We start from the raw sequence: 25205 nt of genomic DNA, 5'->3' as shown, positions 1-25205 counted from the left end.
AAGTTCCCTTGTTTAATGTGCATGGCCGTGACCAATCTCATCCTGTGAGCTCGATGCCAGTTTGACAAAGTAGGCGCCTTGAGAAACGACACGCTCACCGTTTTTAACGCCACTTAACACCTCAACCCAGCCCGCATCGCGCACCCCTAATCTCACTGGGCGACGGCTAAAACTCTCACCCGTTTCTTGCACATACACCACCGCAAATCCATTGTCATCAATAACGGCACTGGCAGGAATCGACAAGCGTTGCTTAGCGGGTTCGACATAAACGTGAACTGGATAGCGTGCGCCTATCAAATTGGGTGCTTGATCGGCCGAGTATTCAAAAATAAGTTCTAGCGTGCGTGTTTTTGGGTCTATCATCATACCTTGCGATACTAGCTTGGTATTATTTTGCTGGTCGAGCGTATAGATTTGGTTTTGGGCTTGAAACCAAACGCCGTTTGGCTGCTTAATAAGGCTGCTAAACTTTTCAGGAACCTGTACCGATAACCAGCGTTTGTAAGGACTCGCCAGCGTTAGCAAGCTATCGCCAGCTTTAACAAGCTCACCCGAACGCACATTAATAGCGATGATTTGCCCCTCAATCGGCGAGAGGAGCTCAATGCCCGTCAGGTTTTGCTGTAGTCCCTGTTGGTTGAGTCGCGCTTGTGCCGTTTGTTGCTCAACCCTAGCTAACTCATTGTTTTTTTGTGCCTCAAACAAGCGTTTTTGTGGCACAGCACCTTTTTCATATAAGCTTTGCATGCGACTTAAGTCGGCTTGCGCTAGCGCCAATTTGGTTTGGGCTTGATGCAATGCGACCTGTAAATGACCAAGGTCTGTGCCCTCGGTCAACCTAGGCACCACCACACCTAATTGACTTTGTTGTTTAAACGTTTGACCTGGAAATATCGGGTTAGCGGTTAAAAAATAGCCGTCGGAAGGCGCACGTAACTGCACATATTCGGTAGCAGGCGGTTGGATTTGAGCAAAGCCTGTCACCGCCTTGCGTAATGGCCGCTCGCTAACCTGGGTTAGGGCAAAGTCTTGCTGCCATTGCTGTTCTTTTAAATAGGTAATCTCACCTTCATGCTGCTCAGGTAGTTTGACCTGATTCGGATGGGTGAAAACCTCCACTTCGCCTAAATCGTGGCGACTGATAAACGCATCCGTCTTTAGCTCAAACACCAATTGAAAACGTCCAGGGTGACGTGGCTCAATTGCAGGCATAAAAATGCCTTGTCTTGCGGGCTGGGTGACACGAAACCTGGCTAGTGTTTTATCATTTTGCTGCAGGTAAATAGTCAGCTCACCCTCTTCAATCGGCCTGAAATTATCTAATCGCGTAAAATGGGCAATAAAAACTGAAGGCTGCCCCACCACCAATGGGGCAAACTCGACAAACAACTCGGTATGCTCGTTATGATCGGTAAACACGGCCATCACCAAGCTGTTCTCAGCGGCATGTTCATTGGCATTACTCGCATGACCAGGCCCTGACCAGGCCTGGTGCTGAACACCCAGCACCAGCAAAGCGATCAAACATACGTTCAACACGGGCGAATTAATGTTGGTGATCATGCTGACCGTCTCCGTGGTCATGATGATGTGTCGGCTTAGTCGGCTTAGTCGGCTTAGTCTCGTTTTCTACAGCGGGTTGTGCATAAAATGCTTCGGTTTCTTGAGCTTGAGCTTGTGGCACTGTACGTTCAGGGTGAGGGTGGCCATGATCGCCTGGTTCATGCGAATGCGATGCCTCACCATGTTCATGCGTAGCCGATCCATGTGGATGGTCGTGATCGCCACATCCTGCTAGAGCCAAAATGATTCCTAGGCTTAGTGTTGTTAATAGACTTTTCATGCTTAATCTCCTAATAAATATTGCAAGTGAATATAGTGTTCGCGCGCTTTAAACGCACTGTTCAAATAGTTTTTATGATGGGTTAATTGGGCGCGATAGACATCCAACAGCTCGATCATGCTCAATTCACCAGCCTGATAACTGGCTTGCGCCATCGTGACCATCGGCTGGTTTTGTTGTTTAATCAGACTTTGCCAGATTTGGGCTTGCGCTTGCTGCTGGTGTAAACTTGCCAGGTGCTGACTAAGCTCAGCTTGCAGTGTTTGTTGCTGGAGTTGGCGTTCGGCTTGGGCATTAATCACCTGGGTTTGTGCCAAAATAAGCGCTTCTTGTTTACGACTAAACAGCGGTAAACTCATTTCTAAGCCCAGTTTAAAACCCTCAACCTTTTCGCGCGCTTCGCTTATTTGGCTATAACCTACGCCTAGCCTAAAATCTGGCCAATATAATTGCTTGGCGGCGGCTTGTTGATGAGCCAGGTTCAGGTTGGTTTGGGTTGTCATCAGTTGCAGATTCAAATTTTGTTCAATATCAAACGTCTCTAGATTATGCGCATCTGGTAAGAGTTGAGCATCAATGCTAACAACCGGCCTATCGAGCAGGCTAGACAGGCTTTGTTTATAGGCCTGTAAAGCACCGTAAAACGCCAGCTTTTCAGCTTCAATTGCGCCTAATTCGGTTTGCATGCGCAATAGATCGAGTTTAGACGCATCACCCAATTGCCATCTTTGCTCAACTCTCAATGCCATTGCGCTTAATTGTTGGTGGTAATGTGCGAGTACTTGGTGGTGTTGCTCTGCGAGGTGCGCTTGATAAAAAAGCCTGCGCAAGCCTAAGGTCCAATTTTGTTGGGCTAGGTTCAAACCAAAGGTTTGAATCTGGTTTTGCTCTTGGGCTAGTTGCTTTTCAATACCACTCATACCCCAGGGCTTTAAATCTTGCTTAAGCCATACGCTGGTTTCTTGCTGATTGCCGGCTGAGCGACTGGTTCGTTCCTGGGTAATCTCAAGCCTAGGGTCAGCCCAGCGCCCCGCTTGGTTTAGTTGGGTTTGCGCGGCTTGCTGTTGGTTTTGTTGGATTTCGATTAAATGCGGGTTTTGTTGCGCATAACGAATTAAAGCCTCTTCGCTCAAAGGCAACGCTGAATCAGCAAACGCCACATTGAGGGGAGCCACATTAAGCGGAACCAACAAGCAAAGCAATATCAAGACATGTTTGAGGCGCATCATACCAACCAACCTATTAACCACTCTAAACTATGGTGCTCAATAAACGTAAATAACAAAATAAAACCTATAATTCCCCACAACAAAGCCTCCAGCACCCCACCAAACCCAACGGGCTTGGGATGAACTAAACGCTCTATACGATAGAGGGATGACGAGCCGGTAAACGCCAGGCCTGGTGATGCACCCGCACCGTCGCGGCTCAAGGTTAATAGCACCTGAGCAATATCCAGGCGATTAAATCGCGCTGTCAAACGATCATCGACCTGCGCCTCTATATTAAATTGCCAATAACGCCTTAACGCCCTGGGGGCAAGGTGAAAGCTCAATAAAATTTCAAACACCAGGTTTTTTAAAAGGTCTTGGCGACGAATATGAGCAACTTCATGTGCCAACACGATGCGTTGTTGGTGCTTAGTGAGCAGGCTGGTGAGTTGTTGAGACCAAAAAATAACAGGGTGACGAATGCCGATTACAAACGCTTGGGGTTGACTATGCTCAAGCTTGGTTAAGCATTTAGTTGAACCGGCCAGCCTTGCGAGACTGCGCACCCTTATATGCTCTACCAGCAACCCCAGCCAAGAAGGTATCACGCTTAGCGCAATCAACAAAACCCCACCAAGCCCTAGCCAAAACAGTGACTGAGATGCAAAATCTATTGAAGCCTGATTCACACAAAATAAAGAGGGTTGGGTTTGTGAACAGTGTTGTGTAATCCAACCCAGATGTTTGGCTAACCAGACCAAACTTAACGCAACCAATAAGCTGAGGGGCAAGGTTAAGGGCAGAGACGCTAGCAGCCATAATTGTCGGCGCTGACTAGATAACGAACTTTTAGCAAGCCAGTTTGACAATACGGATGTTAATCCATTTGCCACTAACCACAATAAAAAAACCAACACCGCAACAAGGCCGAGCACTGCCGCTAAATCCATGGCTTACTCCTTGGCCTTTAAGCGCTTAATTTCTTGCTCCAAGGCGTCAAGTGTTGATTGATCTAAGGTTTCTGCCGCTTGTAGAATCGCGGCAACTGACGACTGGGAGTTTGAGTTAAAACGCCCAAATACATCGTGAATCAGATTAGCCATTAAATCCTCACGTGTGACTTGGGGCGTATAAATATACTCTCGCCCCTGCTTTGAGCGCGCCAACAGATCCTTCCGATACAAACGCTCAAGCGTAGATTGGATGGTGTTGCTTGATATACCACGCGCCGAACCGGCTTGCTCATATACCTCTTTGACAGAAGCCTGCTCTAGCTGCCAGAGGCACTCTAAAACCTGAACTTCAAGGTCGCCCAGCAATGGCGTTGGATTAGGATGAGTCATGATGATGTCAACTTAATGTTAAATGGTGTTGTAGCTTACAATCGTTAAAACCGACTGTCAATCGGTTTTAGAAATAAATCACCATCATCATAGAAAACACCATAGCTAGCTTGACAAACACCCTCATTTTGAACTCGCTTGAGGGTCGCCAGCCAACTTTGTGTGCGCATGAGCCATTCCCAACCTGCGCTGGTATGATAAGGATGTCGCTTTACCCCCGCTGATAAGACGGGGATGCAAGCATTACAAGCGGCGTAAATCCAAATAGGATTTTAGTGACAGATCGGTCCAAGGGGCAACCTGATCACGGAAGGATTTTTGTGATGCCCAGACTTTTTTGGCCAGCGGATCCCGCGCTGCTGCCGCTTCCACCACCTCGGCACTGGCTTGTTTTAGCTCAAGCAATACATCCTGCGGAAAGCGTCGTAACTGAACGTTATGTTGGTTGACTAGTGTATTGAGCGCTTGTTGATTACGCGCGGTGTATTCTGAGAGCATGGTTAAGTTTGCCACTTTCATTGCGTTACGCACAATCGACTGTAAATCCGGCGTGAGCTTATTGAATGCCTTTTCATTAATCATGCACTCAATCACGGAGCCGGGTTCTTGCCAGCCAGGAGTATAGTAATATTTTGCAACACGATGAAAACCGAATGCCAAATCGTTATACGGCCCAACAAACTCCACCGCATCAATCAGCCCGGTTTGCATCCCTTGAAATAACTCACTGCCCGGCAAGTTTACCGAAACAGCGCCAATTTTTTGATAGACCTCTGCACCCAGGCCTGGTATCCGAATTTTTAAACCCCGCAAATCGGCTAGACTGTTGATTTCACGGTTAAACCAACCCCCCATTTGAGTGCCCGAATTACCAGCCGCGCTCGGAATCAACCCAAAGGGTTTATAGGCTTCTTCCCATAACGTCATACCACCACCGTAGTACAACCAACTGTTCATTTCTTCAGCCGTCAACCCCATCGGCACGACAGTAAAAAAATCCGCACTAGGCAACTTACCTTTCCAATAGTAAGCCGTCGCATGGCCTAATTCTGCCTGCCCCTGTGATACTGCATCAAACACTTCAAACGGCCCGACGAGTTCACCCGCACCGAATACACTAATTTTAATCCGCCCAGCCGACATCTGTTCAATCAGCTGCGCCAGCTCATTCGCACCCGTGCCCAAACCTGGAAAATTTTTCGGCCATGCCGTAACCATTTTCCAGTTGAATACCGTTTCACGCTCAAGGGTTACACCCTCATCACAATTGGATTGGCAACCCGCCAACCCTGCCGCGCCCAGTGCGGCGATGCCCGCTAGTAACTTACGTCTTTGCATTTATTTCGCCCCCTTGCAAAATCTTCACCTCATTATAAGACAGACTGGTGACAAGGTATGGAACAAATCTATAGCTTGCAGTATGATGGTTGGTTTTTAACTCATTTTAATTCGACTATGTATCTTTCCCCCTTTTTTACCGAACAAGCGGGTGCACTTACTGTTGCGCCAGACCAAGCCAGTCGTTTTGCCAAAGAAATGGCCGATGACTTTAATCCGCTTCACAACCCTGAATCAAAACGTTTCTGCGTACCGGGTGACTTATTGTTTGCGCTGAGTCTAGCTAAACTCGGCTTAGCGCAATCTATGCGCTTTAACTATACCGGCATGGTAGGCAAGGATACGCCCTTAGTCTTTCCAAACCGCATGGCACAACAAATGGTCATCAAAGATCAAAATGATAAAATCTATCTTGAAATAGAACAGGCAGGCGCTATCAGCCAAGATATGGCGCTTATTGAAGCCTTTACCAAAGCCTATGTAGCGTTTTCAGGCCACAGCTTCCCCCATCTCTTAGTACCGCTGATGGAACAGAATAATGTGATGATTAATCCAGAAAAGCCTATGGTGATCTATGACAGCATGCTGGTTGAGTTTTCAGATCTCAATGCCCAACACCCGACGCTTAAACTCACGGAAACCTCATTAGTAATGAATGGCAAACGTGGCAAGGTCAAAATAGCCTTTGACACCTATGAAGGCGAACGAAAAATTGGTCATGGCTATAAAACCATGGTGTTGAGCGGCCTGCGTGATTACGATCAAGACGCCATTGACGACCTGGTTACGCAGTACGAAAACGCTAAAAAAACCTACTTCGATCAGTAAAAGCAAGACACCTCCCCTGTTAAGCATTTCATGGTTATAATAATTCCTCGCTTTCACGTTGAATTAAGGTGTGACCTATGCGCTGGATGGTTTTGTTGAGTTTTGTTTTTACTAGCGCACTAAGTTGGGCAGCAGAGGATTGGCGCTCTAAGGTGGTGACTCAACCATTAAATGAAGTGGTCATTCTATTATCTCAATCCTTTAGCGCTGAGGTGATCAGTCCAAATCGCACGGCGTTATCCAGTGAGCTCAACGCACGAATAAATCGCGTTCACACTCGCCCTGGCGTCGCTGTGAGCACGGGACAAGTGTTGATTGAACTAGACTGTCGCGACTCACAACTGCAACTTGAACGCTTCAATGCGCAACAAAAACAAACCCAAGCCAAGCTTGACTTAGCCGAGCGGCAGGTTTCTCGGCTAGCGCAATTACAGGCCCGAGATCTCACCAATCGCAGCCAGCTGGATGAAGCGCAAACCCAAGTCCAGCAACTTCAAGCCCAACAACAACTGCTCAATACCGAACAAACGATTACCCAACGTCAAATTTACCGCTGCCAAATTCGCGCCCCCTTTGATGGCGTGGTACTCGAACAAAAAGTGGGGCTAGGACAATGGGTGAATGTGGGCACGCCATTGCTTGACCTGCTGCAAACCCAGTCCGCTGAGATAGAAACCCAAGTGCCTTTTAATTGGCTACAAAACACCGAAATCACAACCAGGCCTGGTCAGCTGAATGCGTTATTTCGTGCACAAGGCTTCGATGATCAACCCGTTAGGTTGTTACGCCAAGCGCCCAATATTGAACCCCGCAGTCGCTCAGTAAAGCTCTGGTTCTCCTCTGACAACCCATTACCGATTGGTCTAAGTGGTCAGATTTTCCTCACCCAATCTCAAGCCTATTTACCAACCAGCGTGATTGTTCAACGTGACGAGGATTTAGGGGTGTTTGTGGTCGAAAATAATCAACTGCAATTTCGCGTTTTACCCCAGGCGCAAGAAGGCCGCCCCCATAGCCTTCCAGCGGACTGGTCAAATAACATCGAGATTGTGACTCAGGGTCAGCAGCGCCTGAGCCGAGCGCATACACAATGATTAAGCGTTTTATCAGTAACTCGGTGCTAGCTAACTTGGTGTTTGCGCTGGTATTGGTCATCGGCGCGATGTCTTATATGGATATGCCACGTCAAAAAGACCCGACGATTAACTTTAACTGGATCATTATTGTCACCGCCTTGCCCGGTGCCAGTGCGGAGGACATTGAAGCACGCGTTACCCAGCCACTTGAAGATGCGTTGCGTAAACTCAATGACGTCAATTTCGTATCTAGCACCTCGCGGGTCGGGCTATCCAATATCTTAGTACGCTTTCGTGATTTAGATGATCGGACCTTTGACAAGCGTGTTAATGATTTACGCCGCGAAATTCAAAACAAACGCCCAGAGCTTCCTGCCGATATCGTCGAACCCATGGTGATTGAAATTACCAGTGCGAATGCCTATCCCTCGGCTACGCTGGTACTTAAAGGGCAAGCGTTTGATGAAACCTTGCGCGCACAGGGTTTTCAACTTAAACGCGAACTTGAACGCCTGCGCGGTGTGGATCGGATTGATACGATTGGACTCGAAAAGCCCGAACTGCAGGTGCGGATGGATTTTCAGCAGCTGGCAAACTTAGGGCTTAGCCCCCCCTTAGTCGCCGATATGATTGCCGCTCAATGGCAAGACCAGGCGGCGGGCAAATTACGTGTCGGTCAACAACAATGGCTTATTCGTCATATTGGGCAAAACCCTGATCCTCAGGCGCTATCGCAACTTCCCCTCCCTACAGCTCATGGCGAGGTGTTGCTCGAAGATGTTGCACAAATTCTACGCGCACGCCAAGATGCCACCCAAAAGGTATCGATGAATGGCCAACCTGCCATTATGTTAGCCGTGATGAAATCCGGTTCAGCCAACACCCTCGAACTGATTGAGCGGCTTGAAGACTTTATCGATGACTACAACCAACACTATGACGCACAAGGTCTAACCCTAACCCTCGCCGATGACCAAACCCAATCAACTCGCGATGCGATTTCCATGATGCAAACCAATGCACTGCAAGGGTTGGCCTTTGTACTACTTGTCAGCTGGCTGTTTTTAGGCTGGCGCATTGGTGTCTTAGTCGCGATGGCGATTCCGTTCTCGCTAACAGGCGTGTTTATTGTATTAAACATGACGGGGGAAACCCTGAACTTAACCGTACTACTCGGTGTGATTATTGCCTTAGGCATGCTGGTGGATGTCGCTGTTGTCATGATTGAAGCGATGCACCAGCATATGCACCGAGGGCGCAATACGCTCGATGCCGCGATTGAGGCGATGCGCGAAGTCGGCTGGCCGCTGGTCGCTGCGGTGTTGACCACCATTGCCGCGTTTTTACCCCTGATGTTATTGCCCGGTATTTTGGGCGACTTTATGCGCATTGTGCCGCTGGTGGTGACCATTGCGTTAATCATTAGTTTGATTCAGGCCTTTTGGATGCTACCTTCACAAAGTCATGCGCTTCACCTCAAAGCCGACCAAAGCCGCCACATTAGCCCAGGGCGTGAGCGCCGTCTGATGAAATTACGCAACCTTTATGGCCGCGCGCTGGTAAAAAGCTTTCGCCATCCTTGGCTGACCTTAATTCTATTGATCAGTGCCTTTTCATCCGCTGTTTATCTAGTTACGTCTGAACGGATTACCACCAACTTTTTCGCCTCCGACACCTTAGAAATTTTTTACTTAAATGTCGAGATGCCGACAGGCACACCCTTGGATCAAACGCTCGCTAAAACCCGAGAGATTGAACAACGCGCTCAGGCCTGGTTAAAACCCGAAGAACATCGTGCGTTGGTCAGTTATGCTGGGCAAATGTTTACCGAAACCGAACCCTTAATCGGCGAAAACTACGGTCAAGTGTTTATTAGCTTAAACCCTAGGCAAGCCAATGGACGAACCGCCGATCAGATCATTGATGGTTTACGCGATTATATTCAAGCCAATGCGCCCGTTCCCGCTGAAATAAGCGTATTAAAGCTCTCTGGCGGACCACCTAGCTCTAAACCGATTAGCGTCAAAGTGCGCGGTGATGACTACAATCAAATTGCAGCGGCCATTGCCGATCTCACTCGCGTACTGGAGACCCTACCTGGCGTTAAAGACATTCAAAATGATGCCACCTTGGGCAGCCCACAACTCGTTACCCAACTGAACATGACCGCGATCAGTCGTGCCGGACTTGACCCTATGACCGTGGTGCGCAGTCTCAGGTTGTTGACCGATGGCGAAGTCGTGGCACAAATGAATGACCGAGGTGAGCAAGTTGATTTGCGTGTAAGGGGTGCGTTGGCGCAAACGGACGACATCCAGGCCTGGTTAGCGACCCAAATCGCCACCCCAAACGGCCAACGTATTGCATTAAGTGAGCTGGTCGACACGGAAATCCGTCAAGGGTTTGTCAGCTTACGCCATCATAATTTTAGTCGCGCGATTACCTTAGAAGCCGATATTGACCGCAATCAAATCGACACCTTGCAGGCGAATGCCCAGCTAAAAGAGGCATGGGAAACCTTGGCTGTGAATCATCCGGGGATTAATTTAGACTTTTCCGGCGAACTCGATGAAATCAATGAATCCCTTAATGCGATGTTGATGTTATTTGTGATGGGGGTGGGGTTAATGTATTTAATTCTGGGCGCGCAGTTTAGAAGCTATTTCCAGCCGCTTATCATTCTGCTGACCATCCCGATGGCCTTTACCGGCGTGGCTTATGGCTTGTGGATTAGTGGGTATCCCTTAAGCCTTTATACTTTGTATGGCGTAGTGGCCTTATCTGGGATTGCGGTAAACTCCGCGATTGTATTAATTTCTGCCGCCAACACGCGTCGCAGCGATGGCATGCCCCCTTTGCACGCAATTGTCTATGCCGCACGCCGTCGCTTGGTGCCTATTTTAATTACCACCTTCACCACGATGGCCGGCTTAATGGGGTTGGCGATTGGCATGGGCGGGCATTCGTTAATGTTTAGCCCAGTGGCTACCGCCATTGTTTGGGGCATTGGGGTGTCCACCCTGCTAACCCTGTTTACTATTCCGCTGATTTATCGACTAACCGTTAGAAGAAACATCAGCCACTAAAGGAGAAGACACCACCAAGTCGGTTGCCGTGCCGATTTATCAAACCACCTCGTTTGCGTTTGATGACGCCCAGGCCTGACTAATCCTTATCGGTTGGGCAGGTCGCGCAACCTAGCGAACGCTTTTGAGTCAGATTTAAATACAACATCACAGCCGCCAGTGTCAGCAATACTGTGGCTAAAATCAACGGCCAAAGCCCAGCAATCATCTCCCAGCCCACCGCCAAAGTGATCTCACTATGCGCATCCAGTCGCTCGACCAACTCCCAATTAGCCAAATGCCCATCCAAATAAAACAGCAGCAACCCCACCGCAACCAACAACGCCACAAAACACATACTCGCTCCTTGTTTTAAATTGGTTAAAATTGATAATGATAACGACAGGCCATGATCAATATCTGTTGATCATCAAGGGCATACACCAACCAATTCGCCTTGCCCAAAAGCCCGACCCGCTTTGTATCAGTGGCTCAGGCTTTGCCGATCCCTGCGAACGGTGTCCGTAAGGCGTCCTGTATAAGCGCTATTTGATAAAAGGGTGAACAATGAGTAATTTACCCAGCTGTCCACAATGTAGCTCTTAATATACCTGTAAAATGAGCAAAATGCTTGCTTGTCTAGAATGTGGGTATGAACGGTCACAACAAGATTCCAACAGTGATGATGAAAAGGTCTTTAAAGATGTAGACGGCACGATTTTGCAAGATGTCGATACTGTGGCCGTAATCAAGGATTTAAAAGTAAAAGACTCATCACTGGTAGTGAAAGCCAGCACTAAAGTTAAAAGTATTCGGCTGAAGGACGGTGACCACGCTATTAATTGCAAAGTTGATGGGTAGCTCAAATGATTTTAAAAACCTCTTAACTTGTTAGCCAGCAATCAAGGAAATTGAAAACTAGCCTCACTCATTCCTAAAAATATTGAAATGAAACGCAGGCATGGTAAACTCTTTACGCTATAAACTAAACTTATCACCTCTAAATAGGGCAAACCATGAGCTTACTTGCGTTTAACCTCCCAATAGTGGCGTTGCTCCCCTTTGTGGGTGCGGCATTAGCCGCTTGGGCATCCAAGATTAATCGCGTTGCATCGGCCTGGACCGCAGCAGCGATTACCATATTGGCATTGGCTTTTCTTGCGCCATCCATGCATCTTCCTTTTCAAGGCGAAACCCTAGTACAAAGTTGGGCTTGGATGCCCGCGATTGGGCTTGATTTCGCTTTCCGACTTGACGGGTTAGCCTTGCTATTTGCATTGCTAATTCTCGTCATCGGTTTACTGATCATTATTTATGCGCGCTATTACTTATCCAACAAAGACTCCATGGGGCGGTTTTATGCCTACATGTTGATGTTTATGGGTTCGATGCTGGGTATCGTATTGTCTGAAAACCTCATTCAGTTAGTGGTATTCTGGGAGTTAACGTCTTTAAGCTCCTTCTTGCTTATCAGTTACTGGCAGCATCGCAAGGACGCGCGCCATGGCGCTCGAATGGCTTTAGCGATTACCGGCGCAGGCGGTTTGGCTCTATTAGGTGGGGTATTAATTCTTGGACATATCGTCGGCAGCTATAATCTCACCGACGTATTAGCCGCAGGCGACATGATTCGCGCGCATGAGCTGTATGTGCCGATTCTTGTGTTAATCCTGCTAGGGGTATTTACCAAGTCTGCCCAGTTCCCTTTCCACTTTTGGTTACCTCACGCGATGGCGGCACCGACTCCGGTATCGGCTTATTTGCACTCAGCGACCATGGTAAAAGCTGGTATTTTCTTGCTAGCCCGTTTCTTCCCGGCTTTATCTGGCACACCCGAGTGGATGTGGTTGGTTGGCGGCGCAGGGTTAATAACCTTTTTGATTGGCGCTTATACCGCGCTGTTTAAGGATGACTTAAAAGGCTTGCTCGCCTATTCAACCATTAGTCATTTAGGGTTAATCACCCTGCTATTTGGCCTTGGCACACAAATGGCCGCTGTGGCTGCTTTGTTCCACATCATCAACCATGCCACCTTTAAGGCATCGTTATTCATGGTGGCTGGGATTATTGAACATGAAACCGGCAGCCGCGATATGCGTAAACTGAGTGGTTTAATGAAATACATGCCACACACGGCGGTGCTAGCGATGGTGGCCGCTGCCGCGATGGCAGGGGTTCCGCTACTAAACGGCTTCTTGAGTAAAGAAATGTTCTTTGAACAAGCCGTACTTGCTGCTGAAACCAATGTCTGGGCGTGGTTATTACCAGTGCTCGTTACGATAGCGGCTATCTTCTCCGTAGCCTACTCGCTGCGCTTTATTCATGATGTATTTTTTGGTGGCGAACCAAAAGATCTACCCAAAACCCCTCACGAACCACCGCGTTTTATGAAGATCCCTGTGGATTTGTTGGTGGTTATTTGTTTGGCGGTCGGCATTATCCCAATGTTTACGGTAGCGCCAATCTTAGCGGTTGCGGCAGCCGGCACTCTTCAAGCTGTGCCACCTGAGTATAGCTTGTCGATTTGGCACGGCTTTAACCTACCTTTGATGATGAGTATCATCGCACTCGTATTGGGCGTGGGTGCTTACTTTATCCGTCATAAACTGTTTGAAATCCATACTAAATTGTTTGAACGTTTGGATGCACGAGTGGTTTATCATGCGATATTGAACAACACCCTCGCGTTTGCACTCAAAATAACGCGTGGCTTTGATAAAGGTTCACTTCAAAACGCAGCGGTCTGGATTATCGGTGCCTCGGTAATTGCGGGTGCCATTGGCTTTATGTCATCCAGTGCCAGCCTTTTTGGTTCGCGTGAAATGTTGCCGGTTGATCCGGTTACACTGGTGGCCGCCGTCGCACTGATGATTGCTACCCTAATGACGGTCGTTTGGCATGCACGACGCCTGGTTTCACTGATTACACTGGGTGTCATCGGCCTGGTGATTGCCTTGGGCTTTGTCAAGTTCTCTGCACCTGATTTGGCCTTGACACAATTGTCGGTTGAAATAGTCACGATTGTGCTATTGCTCCTAGCGCTCTACTTCCTGCCACAAACGACACCGAAAGAAATTGGTCGCTTTAGAATCGGTCGCGACGCGGTGATTGCGTTGTTATCGGGCATTGGCGCAACCCTGCTTACGCTAGCGGTGCTGACGCGCGATTTTGCACCTATTTCTGAATACTTCCTTGAGAACGCCGTGCCGGGCGGCGGTGGAACCAACGTGGTGAACGTGATTCTAGTTGACTTCCGTGGTATTGACACCCTTGGTGAACTCGTGGTACTGGCGCTGGCCGGCCTGGGTATCTATGCGATGTTGCAGGGCATGAAACTCCCCGCGCCAAACAAAGATATGTATGGCCGTTACTGGGATACTGATAGCCATCCCGTTATTATGCAAACCTTAACCCGTTTGTTATTACCCTTGATGTTATTAGTCGCGGTATTCATTTTCTTGCGTGGTCACAACCTACCGGGCGGCGGCTTTATAGCTGGCTTAATTGCGGCGGTAGCGATTATTGTCCAGTACCTATCCAACGGTATCGTTTGGACAGGTGAGCGTTTGAAAACGGATATGCACTGGGTCATTGGCTTTGGCTTACTGATCGGTACAGGTACGGGGATTGTCTCCATGATGATTGGCTTCCCATTCTTGACATCGAGCTTCACCTATATCACTTGGCCGGTCGTTGGCAAGTTTGAGGTGGCGAGTGCTATCGCCTTTGATATTGGCGTGTTCCTGGTAGTGGTCGGCGCAACCGTGCTGTCACTCGTTCAGCTCGGACGATTGAGCAGTGCGTCCCACGAGCCGCATCAAAACTCGATCCCCGCTAAAAAACAGGAGGCGAAATAATGGAATTATTGATTGCCTTGGTCATCGGCGTGATGACCACAGCCGGGGTTTATTTGACACTCCGCGCACGTACCTTCCCAGTGGTGCTTGGCTTAACATTGCTGGCCTATGCGGTCAACGTGTTCTTGTTCACCATGGGGCGTTTAACCATTGGTCAACCCGCTGTCATTGACGCGGCGGCCGCTGGTTATGGCGACCCTTTACCGCAGGCTTTGGTACTGACCGCGATTGTTATTGCGTTTGGTATGACTGCATTTTTAATTGTACTGGCACTTAAAGCACGCGGAGAGCTAGGGAGTGATCATGTCGATGGTTTGCATTTAGCACCAGACGAAGCGCCTTATGAAAAGCCTGAGCAAATCAAGCCTTCACAACAAACGCAAGTGACAGAAACAACGATGAACTCACAATCAAACCAGGAGGTTAAGCCATGATGCAATTAACGGCTTGGCCAATTCTATTACCACTTGTTGGTGGCTTTTTAGTGCTGTTTGCACGCTTTGGCGGCTTACGCCTGCAGCGTTCACTTAACCTTCTGATTGTTTTGGGCTTAATTTTCTTAAGCATCGAAATGGTTAAGGTGTCGATGACAGGTGTGCATCAAGTTTACTTATCAGGTAACTGGATCGCACCTTTTGGTATCGTATTTGTACTCGACAAGCTTTCTGCGATGATGGTGTTGGTAACCTCGATCCTCGCACTGGGCTCTTTATGGTATGCGATTGCGACCAAGATAGATGAAAAAGGTTCACACTTCCATGTGCTGTTCCAATTACAGTTGTTTGGTTTAAATGGCGCATTTATGACAGGTGACTTGTTTAACCTGTTCGTATTCTTTGAAGTGATGCTATTGGCCTCTTATGGTTTGCTATTGCACGGCTCTGGGCGCTTGCGTACCAAGGCGGGCTTGCACTTTGTAGTCATTAACATGATTGGCGCAACCCTATTCTTGTTTGCAATCGGTGCCTTCTATGGCGCGGTCGGCACATTGAATATTGCTGACTTGGCAGCGAAAATCGCGGTTGCGCCGCCGGAAAACCAAGGGTTAATAGCGGCCGCAGGTCTGCTATTGCTTATTGTGTTCGGGCTTAAAGCCGCGATGTTCCCGCTTTATCTATGGCTACCCGCCGCCTATGCCAATACCTCGGCACCGGTCGCTGCCTTGTTTGCCATTATGACCAAAGTGGGGATTTATTCGATTGTGCGTGCCCACGGTACAATATTTGGCGAAACCGCAGGCGAGCTTGCTTTCTTCTGGACGCCTTGGGTACTTGGCTTGGGCTTGCTGACCCTTGTATTGGCCGCGCTAGGTGTAATGGCGGCGCGTGGTCTGCGTGAACAGATTGCTTATCTTGTGCTCGCCTCGGTCGCGATACTGTTGGTCGGCGTCGGGCTTAATTCGCCCGAAGCCTTAGGCGCGACCTTCTATTACCTGATTCACTCTACACTCGTCGCAGGCGGTATGTTCTTGCTTGCTGACGTGATTGCACGGGGTCGTGGTCCTATTGATGATAAATTCACCTCCGCACCGATTATGCCTAATGCGGTGCTGGTAGGCTCGATGTTTATGTTTGGTGCGGTTGCGATGACCGGAATGCCACCGTTATCCGGCTTCTTCGGTAAGGTGCTTATTTTAGGCGCGGCACTAGATCACCCATGGCTCTATAGCGTCTTTGCTGTGGTGCTGGTTGCCAGCTTAATGACCATTGTGGCGATGGCGCGTTCAGGTTCTTTACTGTTTTATCGCACCCAGCCTTGTAACGAATTACCTGGCGAACCGGTGAATAAATCCGCCTTTGTCGCTGTGGTCGGTCTATTAGCTGCTAGCCCTTTGTTAGTCATTTTTGGCAACCCGGTTAGTAGCTTCACCGAACTGGTTGCGCTGCAACAATTTGATAGCATCAGTTATATTGAAGCCGTTTTGACCACACCGGCTATTGAGAGGGTTAAACCATGATCAACAAAATATTACCTCACCCTATTTTAACTGTTGTACTCTGGCTCAGTTGGTTGTTACTCAATAACAGCTTTGATCCTGGGCATATGGTGCTAGGGTTGATTTTAGCTATTTTTATTCCCTGGTTTACATCAAGCTTTTGGCAAGAGACAGTATGCCTAAAAAACCCCTTAACCCTGCTTAAGTTTTTTGGGGTGGTTATGTGGGATATCGTAATCGCCAACATTGCTGTCGCTAAATTAATTTTAGGCAAAAACGACAAGCTAAAGCCGGCGTTTTTTTATATTGATCTAGACGTTGAACACCGCTTGGGCATCAGTATTCTCGCCAACACGATTTCACTCACACCCGGTACGGTGTCCTGTGACCTTAGTGCTGATCGTAAACGTTTATTAATCCATGCCTTGCATGTTGAGGACATAGACCAAACCATCGCAGATATTAAACAACGCTATGAAAAGCCGCTGAAAGAGGTATTTACAAAATGTTAGACATTGCACTACCGATTGCATTTACGCTAGTTTCTGTTGCGCTTGCACTCAGCTTAATGCGCTTAATTATTGGCCCTGATTTACCTGACCGCATTTTGGCACTTGATACCCTTTATATTAATTCGATAGCACTATTAATTTTGCTCGGCCTCTATCTAGGCAGTGCTTTGTATTTTGAAGCGGCGTTATTAATTGCGGTTATGGGCTTTGTTGGCACCGTTGCGCTCAGCAAATATTTGCTGCGCGGCGATATTATGGAATAAGGATAAAAACATGTTAGAAACCATTCTCGCCCTTTTAATCATCATCGGTGCCTTCTTTACCCTAGTCGGCTCGATTGGTCTGTATAAGTTACCGGACTTTTATATGCGTTTACATGGTCCTACCAAAGCAACCACGCTTGGCGTAGGTGCTATATTAGTTGCATCGGCTCTTTACTTTAGTTTCAAGCCAGGTGAAATCAGCCTGCATGAAATACTGGTCATGGTATTTTTATTCATCACCGCCCCCGTTAGCGCGCATTTAATGGCCAAGGCGGCGATCCACATCAAGCTTAAACAAATAGAGCGCACTAAAAACACGCCCTATCAACCAGATAACAACAATTAAACTGCCGTTTTTCCAACCAGGCCTGGTTGGAAAAACCAGTAAATCAAACCTAAGACAAAGCCCACTTTAACTGCTAAAATGGACTTTTATTTTTATTAGACCATTCCTCATGAGCCAAGCCCAACTAATTCTGTTTGACAAACGCAATCAACCCATAAAAGAATATATCGTTGCTGTTGCAGCGTCTGATGGTCTCGACATTAAAGGCGTACAGCTGGTTGCATCCCCTGCTAAAGGAGAGAAGTCATTAATAACCGCTGGGTTGCGCATCCCGCCACTTGAAGCCTATAACTACGACACCAAAAAAATTGCCCACGCCACTTTAGACCTGTTACTCGTTAATGAAGACGTTTTAACGCTTGAGCAATTTATTGAACGCGCATCAGATGATGAAACAGTTCGCCAAGCGCTTAAAAAATCAGCCAATAAAGCGCAACTTGCTGTTGAGTCTCTCATTAGTGAGTTTACCGCTTCAGAAGTTATTAATCTTGTTCAAGAAAGCCGTAACGACGCACTTTTTAAATTAAAAAACCATGATAAAGAGCTAAAAGCTAAGCGTGTACTTTGCCTTGATATTGAGGCGACTGACATTTCAACCAGTCCTGAAGCGGATGTTATTCAAATATCGATTTGTGACTTTGAAGGTAATGAGGTGCTTAATCAACTGATTAACCCCGGCTATGACATTCCTGATAATGAAAAACACAATATCACTACCGATATGGTTCAAGGTGCGCCCTTGTTTTCGCAATGTTGGCATAATATCCATCGTATATTATGTGAAGCGGATATTGTGCTGGCTTATAGTACCGAAAGTGATTTTGCTTACCTGCAAAACTCTGCCTCTAAAAAAATGCTCGATTTCGAATTAGATTACAACAAATGGTTAGATGTTGCTGAACTGAGTAAAGAGTTGGTCGGTGCAATGCGCTGGCATTCTGAAAAAATGTACTGGTTTTGGAAGACTCCAAAACTTACCGCTTCGTATGAGAAGGTATTAGGAAAAGAATTTCCAGGTGATGCGCATGATGCTCTGGTCGATGCACAAGCCACTGCTGAGTTGATGCGTGCCATGTTAATACAAGGTCGCAATTCGCAGGTACAAGAGAAAAAACCAGCCATTGAAGCGAAAAAAGCGCTAACAAACAATTTATTTGCTCAGGCTTTTGCTAAAGCTAAACGCAAATAAGGGAGGTTAAATGAATTTTTTGGATTTAGAAAAAGCTAAAAAAGGTGACCGGTTTGACTGGCAACCCTTTAAAGATCAGCTGAAGTTTGATCGAGACGGCTTAATGCCCGCTATTGCTCAACAACATGATAGCGGTGAAGTGCTGATGCTGGCTTATATGAACTTAGCCGCGCTCGAAGAAACGCTAACCACAGGTCGCGTGTGTTACTGGTCACGCTCACGCCAAAACTACTGGCGAAAGGGTGAAGCATCAGGGCAAATCCAACTGTTAAAAGAAGCGCGTTTAGACTGTGATGGTGATACGTTATTGCTGCTTGTTGAACAGACAGGGCCTGCTTGTCATACCGGACGATCGAACTGTTTTTATAATGGCATCAAGGGGGATAAGCTTGAAGTTTTGTCTAATCCACTCATTGATCCTGCCGAACTCTACAAACACTCACATTAAAAAACGCTTACAAATAAAAAGCCCGGAAATCCGGGCTTTTGGCTCTGAGGAGAGTTAAAACCTTATAACTTAACGCATTGAAACAACAGGTAACTCGCGTGCTTCAAATGTCCAGGTGTTTTCTTGCTCTGCTTTAACTTCTTTAACCGTAACCTGCGCTTGTTGCTCTGCAGCTGGTTTTTGTGCATCTAATTTACATCCAAACTCCCAACTAGGTTGTTCTTGGCTGGCCATAGCCACACCCGCAAACATCATAGAGGCTAAAACTAGGCTTGTCTTTTTCATGGTTAACTCCTTAATTTAAAAAAATAGAACGTTGCCGCTTGCTTTTCGATTTATGAGTAGAATATCACATAGAAATAATTTATCAACACATCAACAATAAAAATATTAGAAAATTATTATATTATAATATGTGGGGCAAAAATGCGTTTCAATCTAGCAGATACTCTCATTAACCGCTACACTCTTTATTACTCTACAAACCATACAAAAAACCTATATGAATTTAAATGTTCCACTTACATTGAGTATTATGGTGAGCGCACCCAACTGGACTGGGCAACTCAACTACCCAAAGATCAATGTAAAATGGCAGGCGCTGTTTCGCCAAATGCAAACACGAATTCCCCAGTCTATCAAACCCCAGCTCATTACGGGTTATCGGGACGGTATAGAGCAACTCAGTGTTGAATTAGCCCATCAAAATGACTTCACCACTCAACTACTACTTTGTCAAAAATTTGGCCAATTAACTAAGCTTGTAGCGAATGAGAAAAGGCTTAAAATAGACCGCATCATATCATTGGGACGTGCTAAAGATGAGTTGCTGCTCTCACCTTCTCCGCAGGCAACCAGAGATAACTTAATGCTCAATTATGCCGATATATTATTAATCGGCTGGCAGCCTGACCTAAATACCGAGGAGGGGCGCGCCGGGTTTGAGTTAATATCTCAAGCAGCACAAAGCTTAAAACCTGTTATTTGGATGGATAATCAGGGGGAACTGCACTGGCTTAAACTCAACCAACTGGATAATGCCAACCTACTTATACTTAAAGCCGAAAACCATTCAACAACACGTTTATTAAGCTATTTTAAGTCGTTTAATAGTCTTGAACAAACCCCGTTTGAATCGACTTTGGCCCAGTTGTTTTTGATGGCAAAAACCCAAGACCCACAAACTAATCAACAAATTAACGAACTGTGCGGAAATCAAATTCCCGAAAAATCATCCCTGAAAAATAACGTTCAAAAACAAGGGTTATGGTTTCAACTTAAACAACGTTTTGACCATTTTAAAAACCCTATGCAATTAAAAGTCAAGGATAAAGATGTACAAACAAAAACCTTGCTAACAGAAGCCTTTGATGCGCATAACAGTCAAGCAGAGCAAGCAGGGGACTGTTATCGCTACAATGTTTGGATGCTATATGGATTTGCCGCTTTGGCTGTAATTTTAGCCGTCAGCGCTGAGGTATGGCAGCTTCACTGGTTGGCTTATTTTGAGTTAATTGTTATTGCGACCATTATTTACCGTGTTTACTGGGCTCGTAAATCGCAATTACACGAGAAATGGATGCGCCATCGCTATATTGCAGAGCAATTACGCTATTGCATTATGGGCCATCCGCTTATGGTGGTACCAGAGCCCTTTCGAAGCCCACAATGGCAAGTCAAAAACAATCAACTAGCCCTTAAATCTGCAGAAATTTGGTTAATGCAGCGTTATCTCATGGCGAGTGGTCTACCCTGTGAGGATGGAAAGATTTATACACCGACTTATCACACTCATGCACTAGTTGAACACATGCAAGTCGTAATTGACAATCAAAAAACCTATCACCAACGCCACTACAACCAAAAGCATTTAGGCCATCATCGCCTACATCGTTTAACTGAGATATTTTTTGTTTTTACCTTTATCGCGGTATCTATTCACTTATTTATACATGACATCTGGTTATTATTATTCACCGCAGCCTTACCTGCTGTTGCGGCCAGTTTGCATGGCATTCTGACAAAACTTGAAATGCAACGTATTGCTAGTCAATCGGCTCAACTTTACCAACAACTCGACGAGTCGGACAAGGCATTTAAACGTTTTATTCAATATGCCAAAGAAAGTGATGATGACTGGCATCAGTGGCTAAGCCTCTACGCTCTAGCCAGCTCGAATGGAAAAATAATGTCCGACAATATTAGTCAATGGCAACACTTAATTCAAAAGCAGAGCATTGATATCCCTGCTTAAGTTTAGCGCTTTTAAAAATGACTGCGTGGATTAAACGGCATTTTTTCAGCCATGGTCTGATAGAACATCTTGGATTGTTCATCCAAAACCGGAGGCGTATGAATTTGAATCACGACATACTGATCACCCGGCGTTTTACCTAAACCACGCCCCTTAATGCGAAGCTTTACACCCGACTGGGTGCCTGCTGGAATCGACATGTTTACCTTGCCTTTAAGTGTTGGGATTTGAACTTTAGTTCCCAGCGCGGCTTCCCAAGGTGTCAAAGGTAAATCCAAAATCACATCCTCCGATTCGACACGGTAAAGTGGATGGTTTTGTAAATCAATTTCTAGATAAAGGTCACCATTTGGTCCGCCACCACTGCCAGGCGCTCCTTGGCCGGTTAAACGAATTCGCTGTCCCTGTTTAATCCCAGCGGGGATCTTAACTTTAATTTGCTTAGTACGCTGATAAACCCGCCCTTGTTGATCTGCTTGTGGGATTTGCAAATTAAGACTGCGCTCATTACCATTAACCGCTTCTTCCAAACTGACTAGCACTTTTACTACCTGATCCTCGCCCTTTTGATGAAAGGTTTGACGACCACTATAACCACCGCCAAAGCCCTGGCCACCAAAACCACCTTGACCACGAAATAAAGATTCAAAAAAGTCACTGAATCCACCCGTCTGGCCACCACTAAACATGCCCTCAAAGCCAGGCGGTGGCTCAAAGTGTTGACCATTCTGATAGCCTGAACCAAACTGATCAAACATTGAACGTTTTTCTTTATCGCTCAATACCTCATAAGCTTCACTGATTTCTTTAAACTTTGACTCATCGCCTGTTGGTTTATCAGGGTGATATTTAGCGGCCAACTTACGGTAGGCTTTTTTAATTTCCGCATCGTCCGCAGAGCGCTCAACACCTAATATTTTGTAATAATCTTTGTATTCCATAACCTAATCCTTAAAAATATAGATGCTCAATGGGGTTTACCTGTCGGTTTTTCAATGTTTTCTTTTAAATAACCGCTTTTAGACGCATAATATCCGTATTAGAAACTAAAAAGATTAATTATGACGTTAAATAACTGCGAAATCACCATTCGCCCGAATGGTGCACTACAAATCCTATCCAAACAAGAAGCGAATCAGCTTTGTGATCAATCAGACAAAGGTCTAAACGACCTGTTAAAACGTTGTTCATTAGCAGTATTAAATACAGGCAATAATCTTGACAGCGGTGAGAAACTACTCGAAATGCATCCTGATTTTGATATCAAAGTTCTGTCACGAGGGCGTGGTATTGAATTAACGATATGCAATCCGCCAGAAACAGCGTTTATTGATGGCGAAATGGTAGAAGGTTTGCGCGAGCACTTGTTTGCCGTGGTGCGTGATCTTATTTATGTACGCAATAGCATTATAGAGTCGGGCTTATTTGATTTAAATAGCTCCGCGGGCATCACGAATGCGGTGTTTCACATCCTGCGAAACGCGGAAGTATTACGCACCAATGAAGAACCCAACCTGGTTGCCTGCTGGGGAGGTCACGCCGTTTCTCGACGCGAATATGAATACTCACGTCATGTTGGTATTGCACTTGGCGAACGCCGACTCAATATCTGCACAGGCTGCGGGCCCGGTGTGATGAAAGGGCCCATGCGTGGGGCTGAAGCCGGCCATCATAATCAGCGCTTTACAAACCGACGTTATATAGGGCTGTCAGAGCCTGGCATTATTGCCGCCGAAGCGCCGAATACGGTGGTTAACGAGTTGGTTATTTTACCTGATATTGAAAAACGTCTGGAAGCCTTCGTACGCTTGGCTCATGGCATAGTTATCTTCCCAGGCGGGCCTGGCACTTTGGAAGAATTGCTTTATATTTTTAGCATCATGCTTGATCCAAAAAATGCTGATATGCCCTTCCCATTGGTATTAACAGGCGATCTTGGCAGTCAGGCTTACTTTGACGAGGTCAAACTTTTCATAGCACAGACACTAGGTCAACCCGCATTAGATCGGCTCACTATTCTGCTCGATAAGCCAAATAGTGTTGCCAGTTATATGCGCGAACAAATGGCGATCGTTAAAGACGACCGCAAACTAACCAGCGATGCCTATTATTTTAACTGGCAACTGCACATTGAGCCAACAATACAAATGCCGTTTGAACCAACACACGCCAGTATGCGTGCGCTTAATTTAACTAAAAACCAACCTATACATTTGCTTGCTGCTCAATTGCGTTGTGTATTTTCTGGCATAGTCGCTGGCAATGTTAAAGCCGAGGGGATACGTGCTATTGCTCTGCATGGCCCCTTTGAACTCGGCGGTGATCCAGAAATCATGCACGCACTTGAACGTTTACTCAGTTTTATGATTGAGCAAAAACGCATGAAAATTGATGCCGACAACTACATTCCCAGCTACAGACTATTAAAAGGTTAATGCATGACATTCTCTGAACTTGAACTTGATGATTTATTACTTGATGCTATTACCCAACAGGGTTTCAATCGCCCCACACCGATCCAACAAGCGGCCATACCTGCGCTAATGGCGGGAAAAGATATACTGGCTGGCGCAGCAACAGGAACGGGGAAAACAGCGGCTTTTGTATTACCCGCCCTACAGCATTTAATTGATAACCCTAGTTACACGCGCTTACCTCGTATTTTGATGCTCGCCCCCACCCGAGAGCTGGCTCTACAAATTCGTCAGGTAGTCCGTGATTTAAGCCAAAACATCGCATTACGCTCAGTGGTTATCACGGGTGGACTTGCGCAAGATAAACAGATAGAACACCTTACGCACCCCTTCCAGATACTCATTGCAACCCCAGGACGCTTGCTCAATTTACTTGAACAAGACAGGGTGCAACTCGACCACCTAGAAATGGTTATTATTGATGAAGCAGATAGAATGCTTGATATGGGTCAAGGCCCTGATGTTCATGCCTTGCTAGACGCCATTCCCGGCGATTTTCAGGCAGGTTTGTTTTCCGCCACCCTTGCGGGCACAGGGATTCATAACTTTGCTGAAAAGACGCTTGACAACCCCACCGTTATTCAAGTAGATGCCGCCAATATGCAGTCAGCCCAGGTTCAACAAATGATCTACTTTGCTGATGACCGTGCTCACAAAGAACAACTATTGCTTACGTTGCTCCAAGATTCAAGCTGCAAAAGTGCCCTCGTGTTTTGCAATAAAAAAGAACGCGCCATCTCACTGACTCAGTGGCTACAGGCACAAGAAATTAGTGCTCAAGTATTGCATGGTGATTTTATACAAGCCAAACGACTTGAGAAAATTGGTAAATTCAAAGAAGGGAAGATTCAGACTCTCGTTGCAACGGATGTTGCCTCTCGTGGACTGGATTTATTAAATATAACCCACGTTATTAACTACGACCTCCCTCTGCGTGGTGACACCTATATTCATCGCATCGGTCGCACGGGTCGAGCCCAGAATGTAGGACTAGCAATTAGTCTGGTCGAGGGTCACGAGCTCAGAACCCTAGAGCGGATACACTATCACCTTCAAGCCAAAATACCGGTTAGTAAAATTAAAGGCCTTGAAGCGCGCTTAAAACCCAATAAGCTGAACGACAAGAAAAAGCCTCACAAGAAAAAAGCGGCCAAAAAAGCCGCTAAAAAGAAGACCTAATGATTGCGTCAGGCACTAGCAACCAGGCCTGGTTGCTAGT

The 25205-nt window shown here is 46.6% G+C and carries 25 protein-coding genes; 15 read left to right on the top strand and 10 right to left on the bottom strand.

Translation table 11 applies throughout. The features are described 5' to 3' along the window. Positions 1-12: 12 nt before the first annotated feature. From P8S55_RS05620 to P8S55_RS05590, 7 genes are all read right to left on the bottom strand, one after another. Entirely contained in the window at positions 13-1566 is a 1554-nt protein-coding gene (locus tag P8S55_RS05620) for an efflux RND transporter periplasmic adaptor subunit (protein ID WP_289223261.1), read from the bottom strand. Then, positions 1550-1846: a hypothetical protein gene (locus tag P8S55_RS05615; protein WP_289223260.1), complete on the bottom strand. Its 297-nt coding sequence runs from the start codon at positions 1844-1846 to the stop codon at positions 1550-1552. Before P8S55_RS05615 ends, P8S55_RS05620 begins: the two co-directional genes overlap by 17 nt. 2 nt (positions 1847-1848) lie before the next feature. Beyond that, the gene (locus P8S55_RS05610) at positions 1849-3075 is read right to left on the bottom strand and encodes a TolC family protein (RefSeq protein WP_289223259.1); all 1227 of its coding nucleotides are present in this window, start codon (positions 3073-3075) and stop codon (positions 1849-1851) included. After that, on the bottom strand, positions 3072-4007 hold the full coding sequence (locus P8S55_RS05605; protein ID WP_289223258.1) for a M56 family metallopeptidase: 936 nt from the start codon (positions 4005-4007) through the stop codon (positions 3072-3074). The genes P8S55_RS05610 and P8S55_RS05605 overlap by 4 nt, the downstream gene beginning before the upstream one ends. A gap of 3 nt (positions 4008-4010) precedes the next feature. Then, on the bottom strand, positions 4011-4400 hold the full coding sequence (locus P8S55_RS05600) for a BlaI/MecI/CopY family transcriptional regulator (RefSeq protein WP_289223257.1): 390 nt from the start codon (positions 4398-4400) through the stop codon (positions 4011-4013). Positions 4401-4444: 44 nt separating this feature from the next. After that, positions 4445-4570 carry a hypothetical protein gene (locus P8S55_RS05595; protein WP_289223256.1) on the bottom strand — a complete coding sequence of 42 codons (126 nt, stop codon included), beginning with the start codon at positions 4568-4570 and terminating at the stop codon, positions 4445-4447. A gap of 73 nt (positions 4571-4643) precedes the next feature. Next, positions 4644-5738 (bottom strand): TRAP transporter substrate-binding protein, encoded by a 1095-nt coding sequence (locus P8S55_RS05590; protein WP_289223255.1) that lies wholly within the window; start codon positions 5736-5738, stop codon positions 4644-4646. Positions 5739-5795: 57 nt separating this feature from the next. On the opposite strand from P8S55_RS05590, the gene P8S55_RS05585 reads away from it, so the two are divergent. From P8S55_RS05585 to P8S55_RS05575, 3 genes are all read left to right on the top strand, one after another. Beyond that, entirely contained in the window at positions 5796-6566 is a 771-nt protein-coding gene (locus P8S55_RS05585; protein WP_289223254.1) for a DUF3581 family protein, read from the top strand. Positions 6567-6643: 77 nt separating this feature from the next. Further along, on the top strand, positions 6644-7660 hold the full coding sequence (locus P8S55_RS05580; RefSeq protein WP_289223253.1) for an efflux RND transporter periplasmic adaptor subunit: 1017 nt from the start codon (positions 6644-6646) through the stop codon (positions 7658-7660). Continuing rightward, positions 7657-10728: an efflux RND transporter permease subunit gene (locus tag P8S55_RS05575; protein WP_289223252.1), complete on the top strand. Its 3072-nt coding sequence runs from the start codon at positions 7657-7659 to the stop codon at positions 10726-10728. Before P8S55_RS05580 ends, P8S55_RS05575 begins: the two co-directional genes overlap by 4 nt. Positions 10729-10807: 79 nt before the next feature. Here P8S55_RS05575 and P8S55_RS05570 read toward each other — a convergent pair whose 3' ends face one another. Next, positions 10808-11065 (bottom strand): hypothetical protein, encoded by a 258-nt coding sequence (locus tag P8S55_RS05570; protein ID WP_289223251.1) that lies wholly within the window; start codon positions 11063-11065, stop codon positions 10808-10810. 260 nt (positions 11066-11325) lie between these two features. On the opposite strand from P8S55_RS05570, the gene P8S55_RS05565 reads away from it, so the two are divergent. From P8S55_RS05565 to hisI, 9 genes are all read left to right on the top strand, one after another. Further along, positions 11326-11568, top strand: coding sequence for an alkylphosphonate utilization protein (locus P8S55_RS05565; protein WP_289223250.1), 243 nt, complete (start codon positions 11326-11328; stop codon positions 11566-11568). A gap of 155 nt (positions 11569-11723) precedes the next feature. Beyond that, positions 11724-14564: a monovalent cation/H+ antiporter subunit A gene (locus P8S55_RS05560; RefSeq protein WP_289223249.1), complete on the top strand. Its 2841-nt coding sequence runs from the start codon at positions 11724-11726 to the stop codon at positions 14562-14564. After that, positions 14564-14998, top strand: a complete 435-nt coding sequence (locus P8S55_RS05555) for a Na+/H+ antiporter subunit C (protein ID WP_289223248.1) — start codon at positions 14564-14566, stop codon at positions 14996-14998. The genes P8S55_RS05560 and P8S55_RS05555 overlap by 1 nt, the downstream gene beginning before the upstream one ends. Then, positions 14995-16521, top strand: a complete 1527-nt coding sequence (locus tag P8S55_RS05550; protein ID WP_289223247.1) for a monovalent cation/H+ antiporter subunit D — start codon at positions 14995-14997, stop codon at positions 16519-16521. The genes P8S55_RS05555 and P8S55_RS05550 overlap by 4 nt, the downstream gene beginning before the upstream one ends. Further along, positions 16518-17012 (top strand): Na+/H+ antiporter subunit E, encoded by a 495-nt coding sequence (locus P8S55_RS05545; protein ID WP_289223246.1) that lies wholly within the window; start codon positions 16518-16520, stop codon positions 17010-17012. Before P8S55_RS05550 ends, P8S55_RS05545 begins: the two co-directional genes overlap by 4 nt. Next, positions 17006-17275: a K+/H+ antiporter subunit F gene (locus P8S55_RS05540; RefSeq protein WP_289223245.1), complete on the top strand. Its 270-nt coding sequence runs from the start codon at positions 17006-17008 to the stop codon at positions 17273-17275. The genes P8S55_RS05545 and P8S55_RS05540 overlap by 7 nt, the downstream gene beginning before the upstream one ends. A gap of 10 nt (positions 17276-17285) precedes the next feature. Beyond that, positions 17286-17621, top strand: a complete 336-nt coding sequence (locus P8S55_RS05535) for a Na+/H+ antiporter subunit G (protein ID WP_289223244.1) — start codon at positions 17286-17288, stop codon at positions 17619-17621. Between the two features lie 109 nt (positions 17622-17730). Next, positions 17731-18810: a 3'-5' exonuclease gene (locus P8S55_RS05530; RefSeq protein WP_289223243.1), complete on the top strand. Its 1080-nt coding sequence runs from the start codon at positions 17731-17733 to the stop codon at positions 18808-18810. A gap of 10 nt (positions 18811-18820) precedes the next feature. Then, positions 18821-19258, top strand: coding sequence for a phosphoribosyl-AMP cyclohydrolase (gene hisI, locus P8S55_RS05525; protein ID WP_289223242.1), 438 nt, complete (start codon positions 18821-18823; stop codon positions 19256-19258). 69 nt (positions 19259-19327) lie between these two features. Here hisI and P8S55_RS05520 read toward each other — a convergent pair whose 3' ends face one another. Further along, the gene (locus P8S55_RS05520) at positions 19328-19543 is read right to left on the bottom strand and encodes a hypothetical protein (RefSeq protein WP_289223241.1); all 216 of its coding nucleotides are present in this window, start codon (positions 19541-19543) and stop codon (positions 19328-19330) included. A gap of 217 nt (positions 19544-19760) precedes the next feature. Here P8S55_RS05520 and P8S55_RS05515 point away from each other — a divergent pair, with 217 nt between their 5' ends. Next, positions 19761-21512: a DUF4231 domain-containing protein gene (locus P8S55_RS05515; RefSeq protein ID WP_289223240.1), complete on the top strand. Its 1752-nt coding sequence runs from the start codon at positions 19761-19763 to the stop codon at positions 21510-21512. 11 nt (positions 21513-21523) lie between these two features. On the opposite strand, the gene P8S55_RS05510 is transcribed toward P8S55_RS05515, so the two are convergent. Further along, positions 21524-22453: a DnaJ C-terminal domain-containing protein gene (locus P8S55_RS05510; RefSeq protein WP_289225277.1), complete on the bottom strand. Its 930-nt coding sequence runs from the start codon at positions 22451-22453 to the stop codon at positions 21524-21526. Positions 22454-22573: 120 nt separating this feature from the next. On the opposite strand from P8S55_RS05510, the gene ppnN reads away from it, so the two are divergent. Both ppnN and P8S55_RS05500 read left to right on the top strand, forming a co-directional pair. Further along, the gene (ppnN, locus tag P8S55_RS05505; protein WP_289225276.1) at positions 22574-23947 is read left to right on the top strand and encodes a nucleotide 5'-monophosphate nucleosidase PpnN; all 1374 of its coding nucleotides are present in this window, start codon (positions 22574-22576) and stop codon (positions 23945-23947) included. Between the two features lie 3 nt (positions 23948-23950). Then, positions 23951-25165, top strand: a complete 1215-nt coding sequence (locus tag P8S55_RS05500; RefSeq protein WP_289225275.1) for a DEAD/DEAH box helicase — start codon at positions 23951-23953, stop codon at positions 25163-25165. Positions 25166-25205 lie beyond the last annotated feature (40 nt).

This window comes from Thiomicrospira sp. R3 (assembly GCF_029581415.1).
In the GTDB taxonomy this organism is placed as follows: domain Bacteria; phylum Pseudomonadota; class Gammaproteobacteria; order Thiomicrospirales; family Thiomicrospiraceae; genus Thiomicrospira.
The sequence above is the reverse complement of the archived record's forward strand: the minus strand, read 5'-3'. Positions and strand labels throughout refer to the sequence as shown.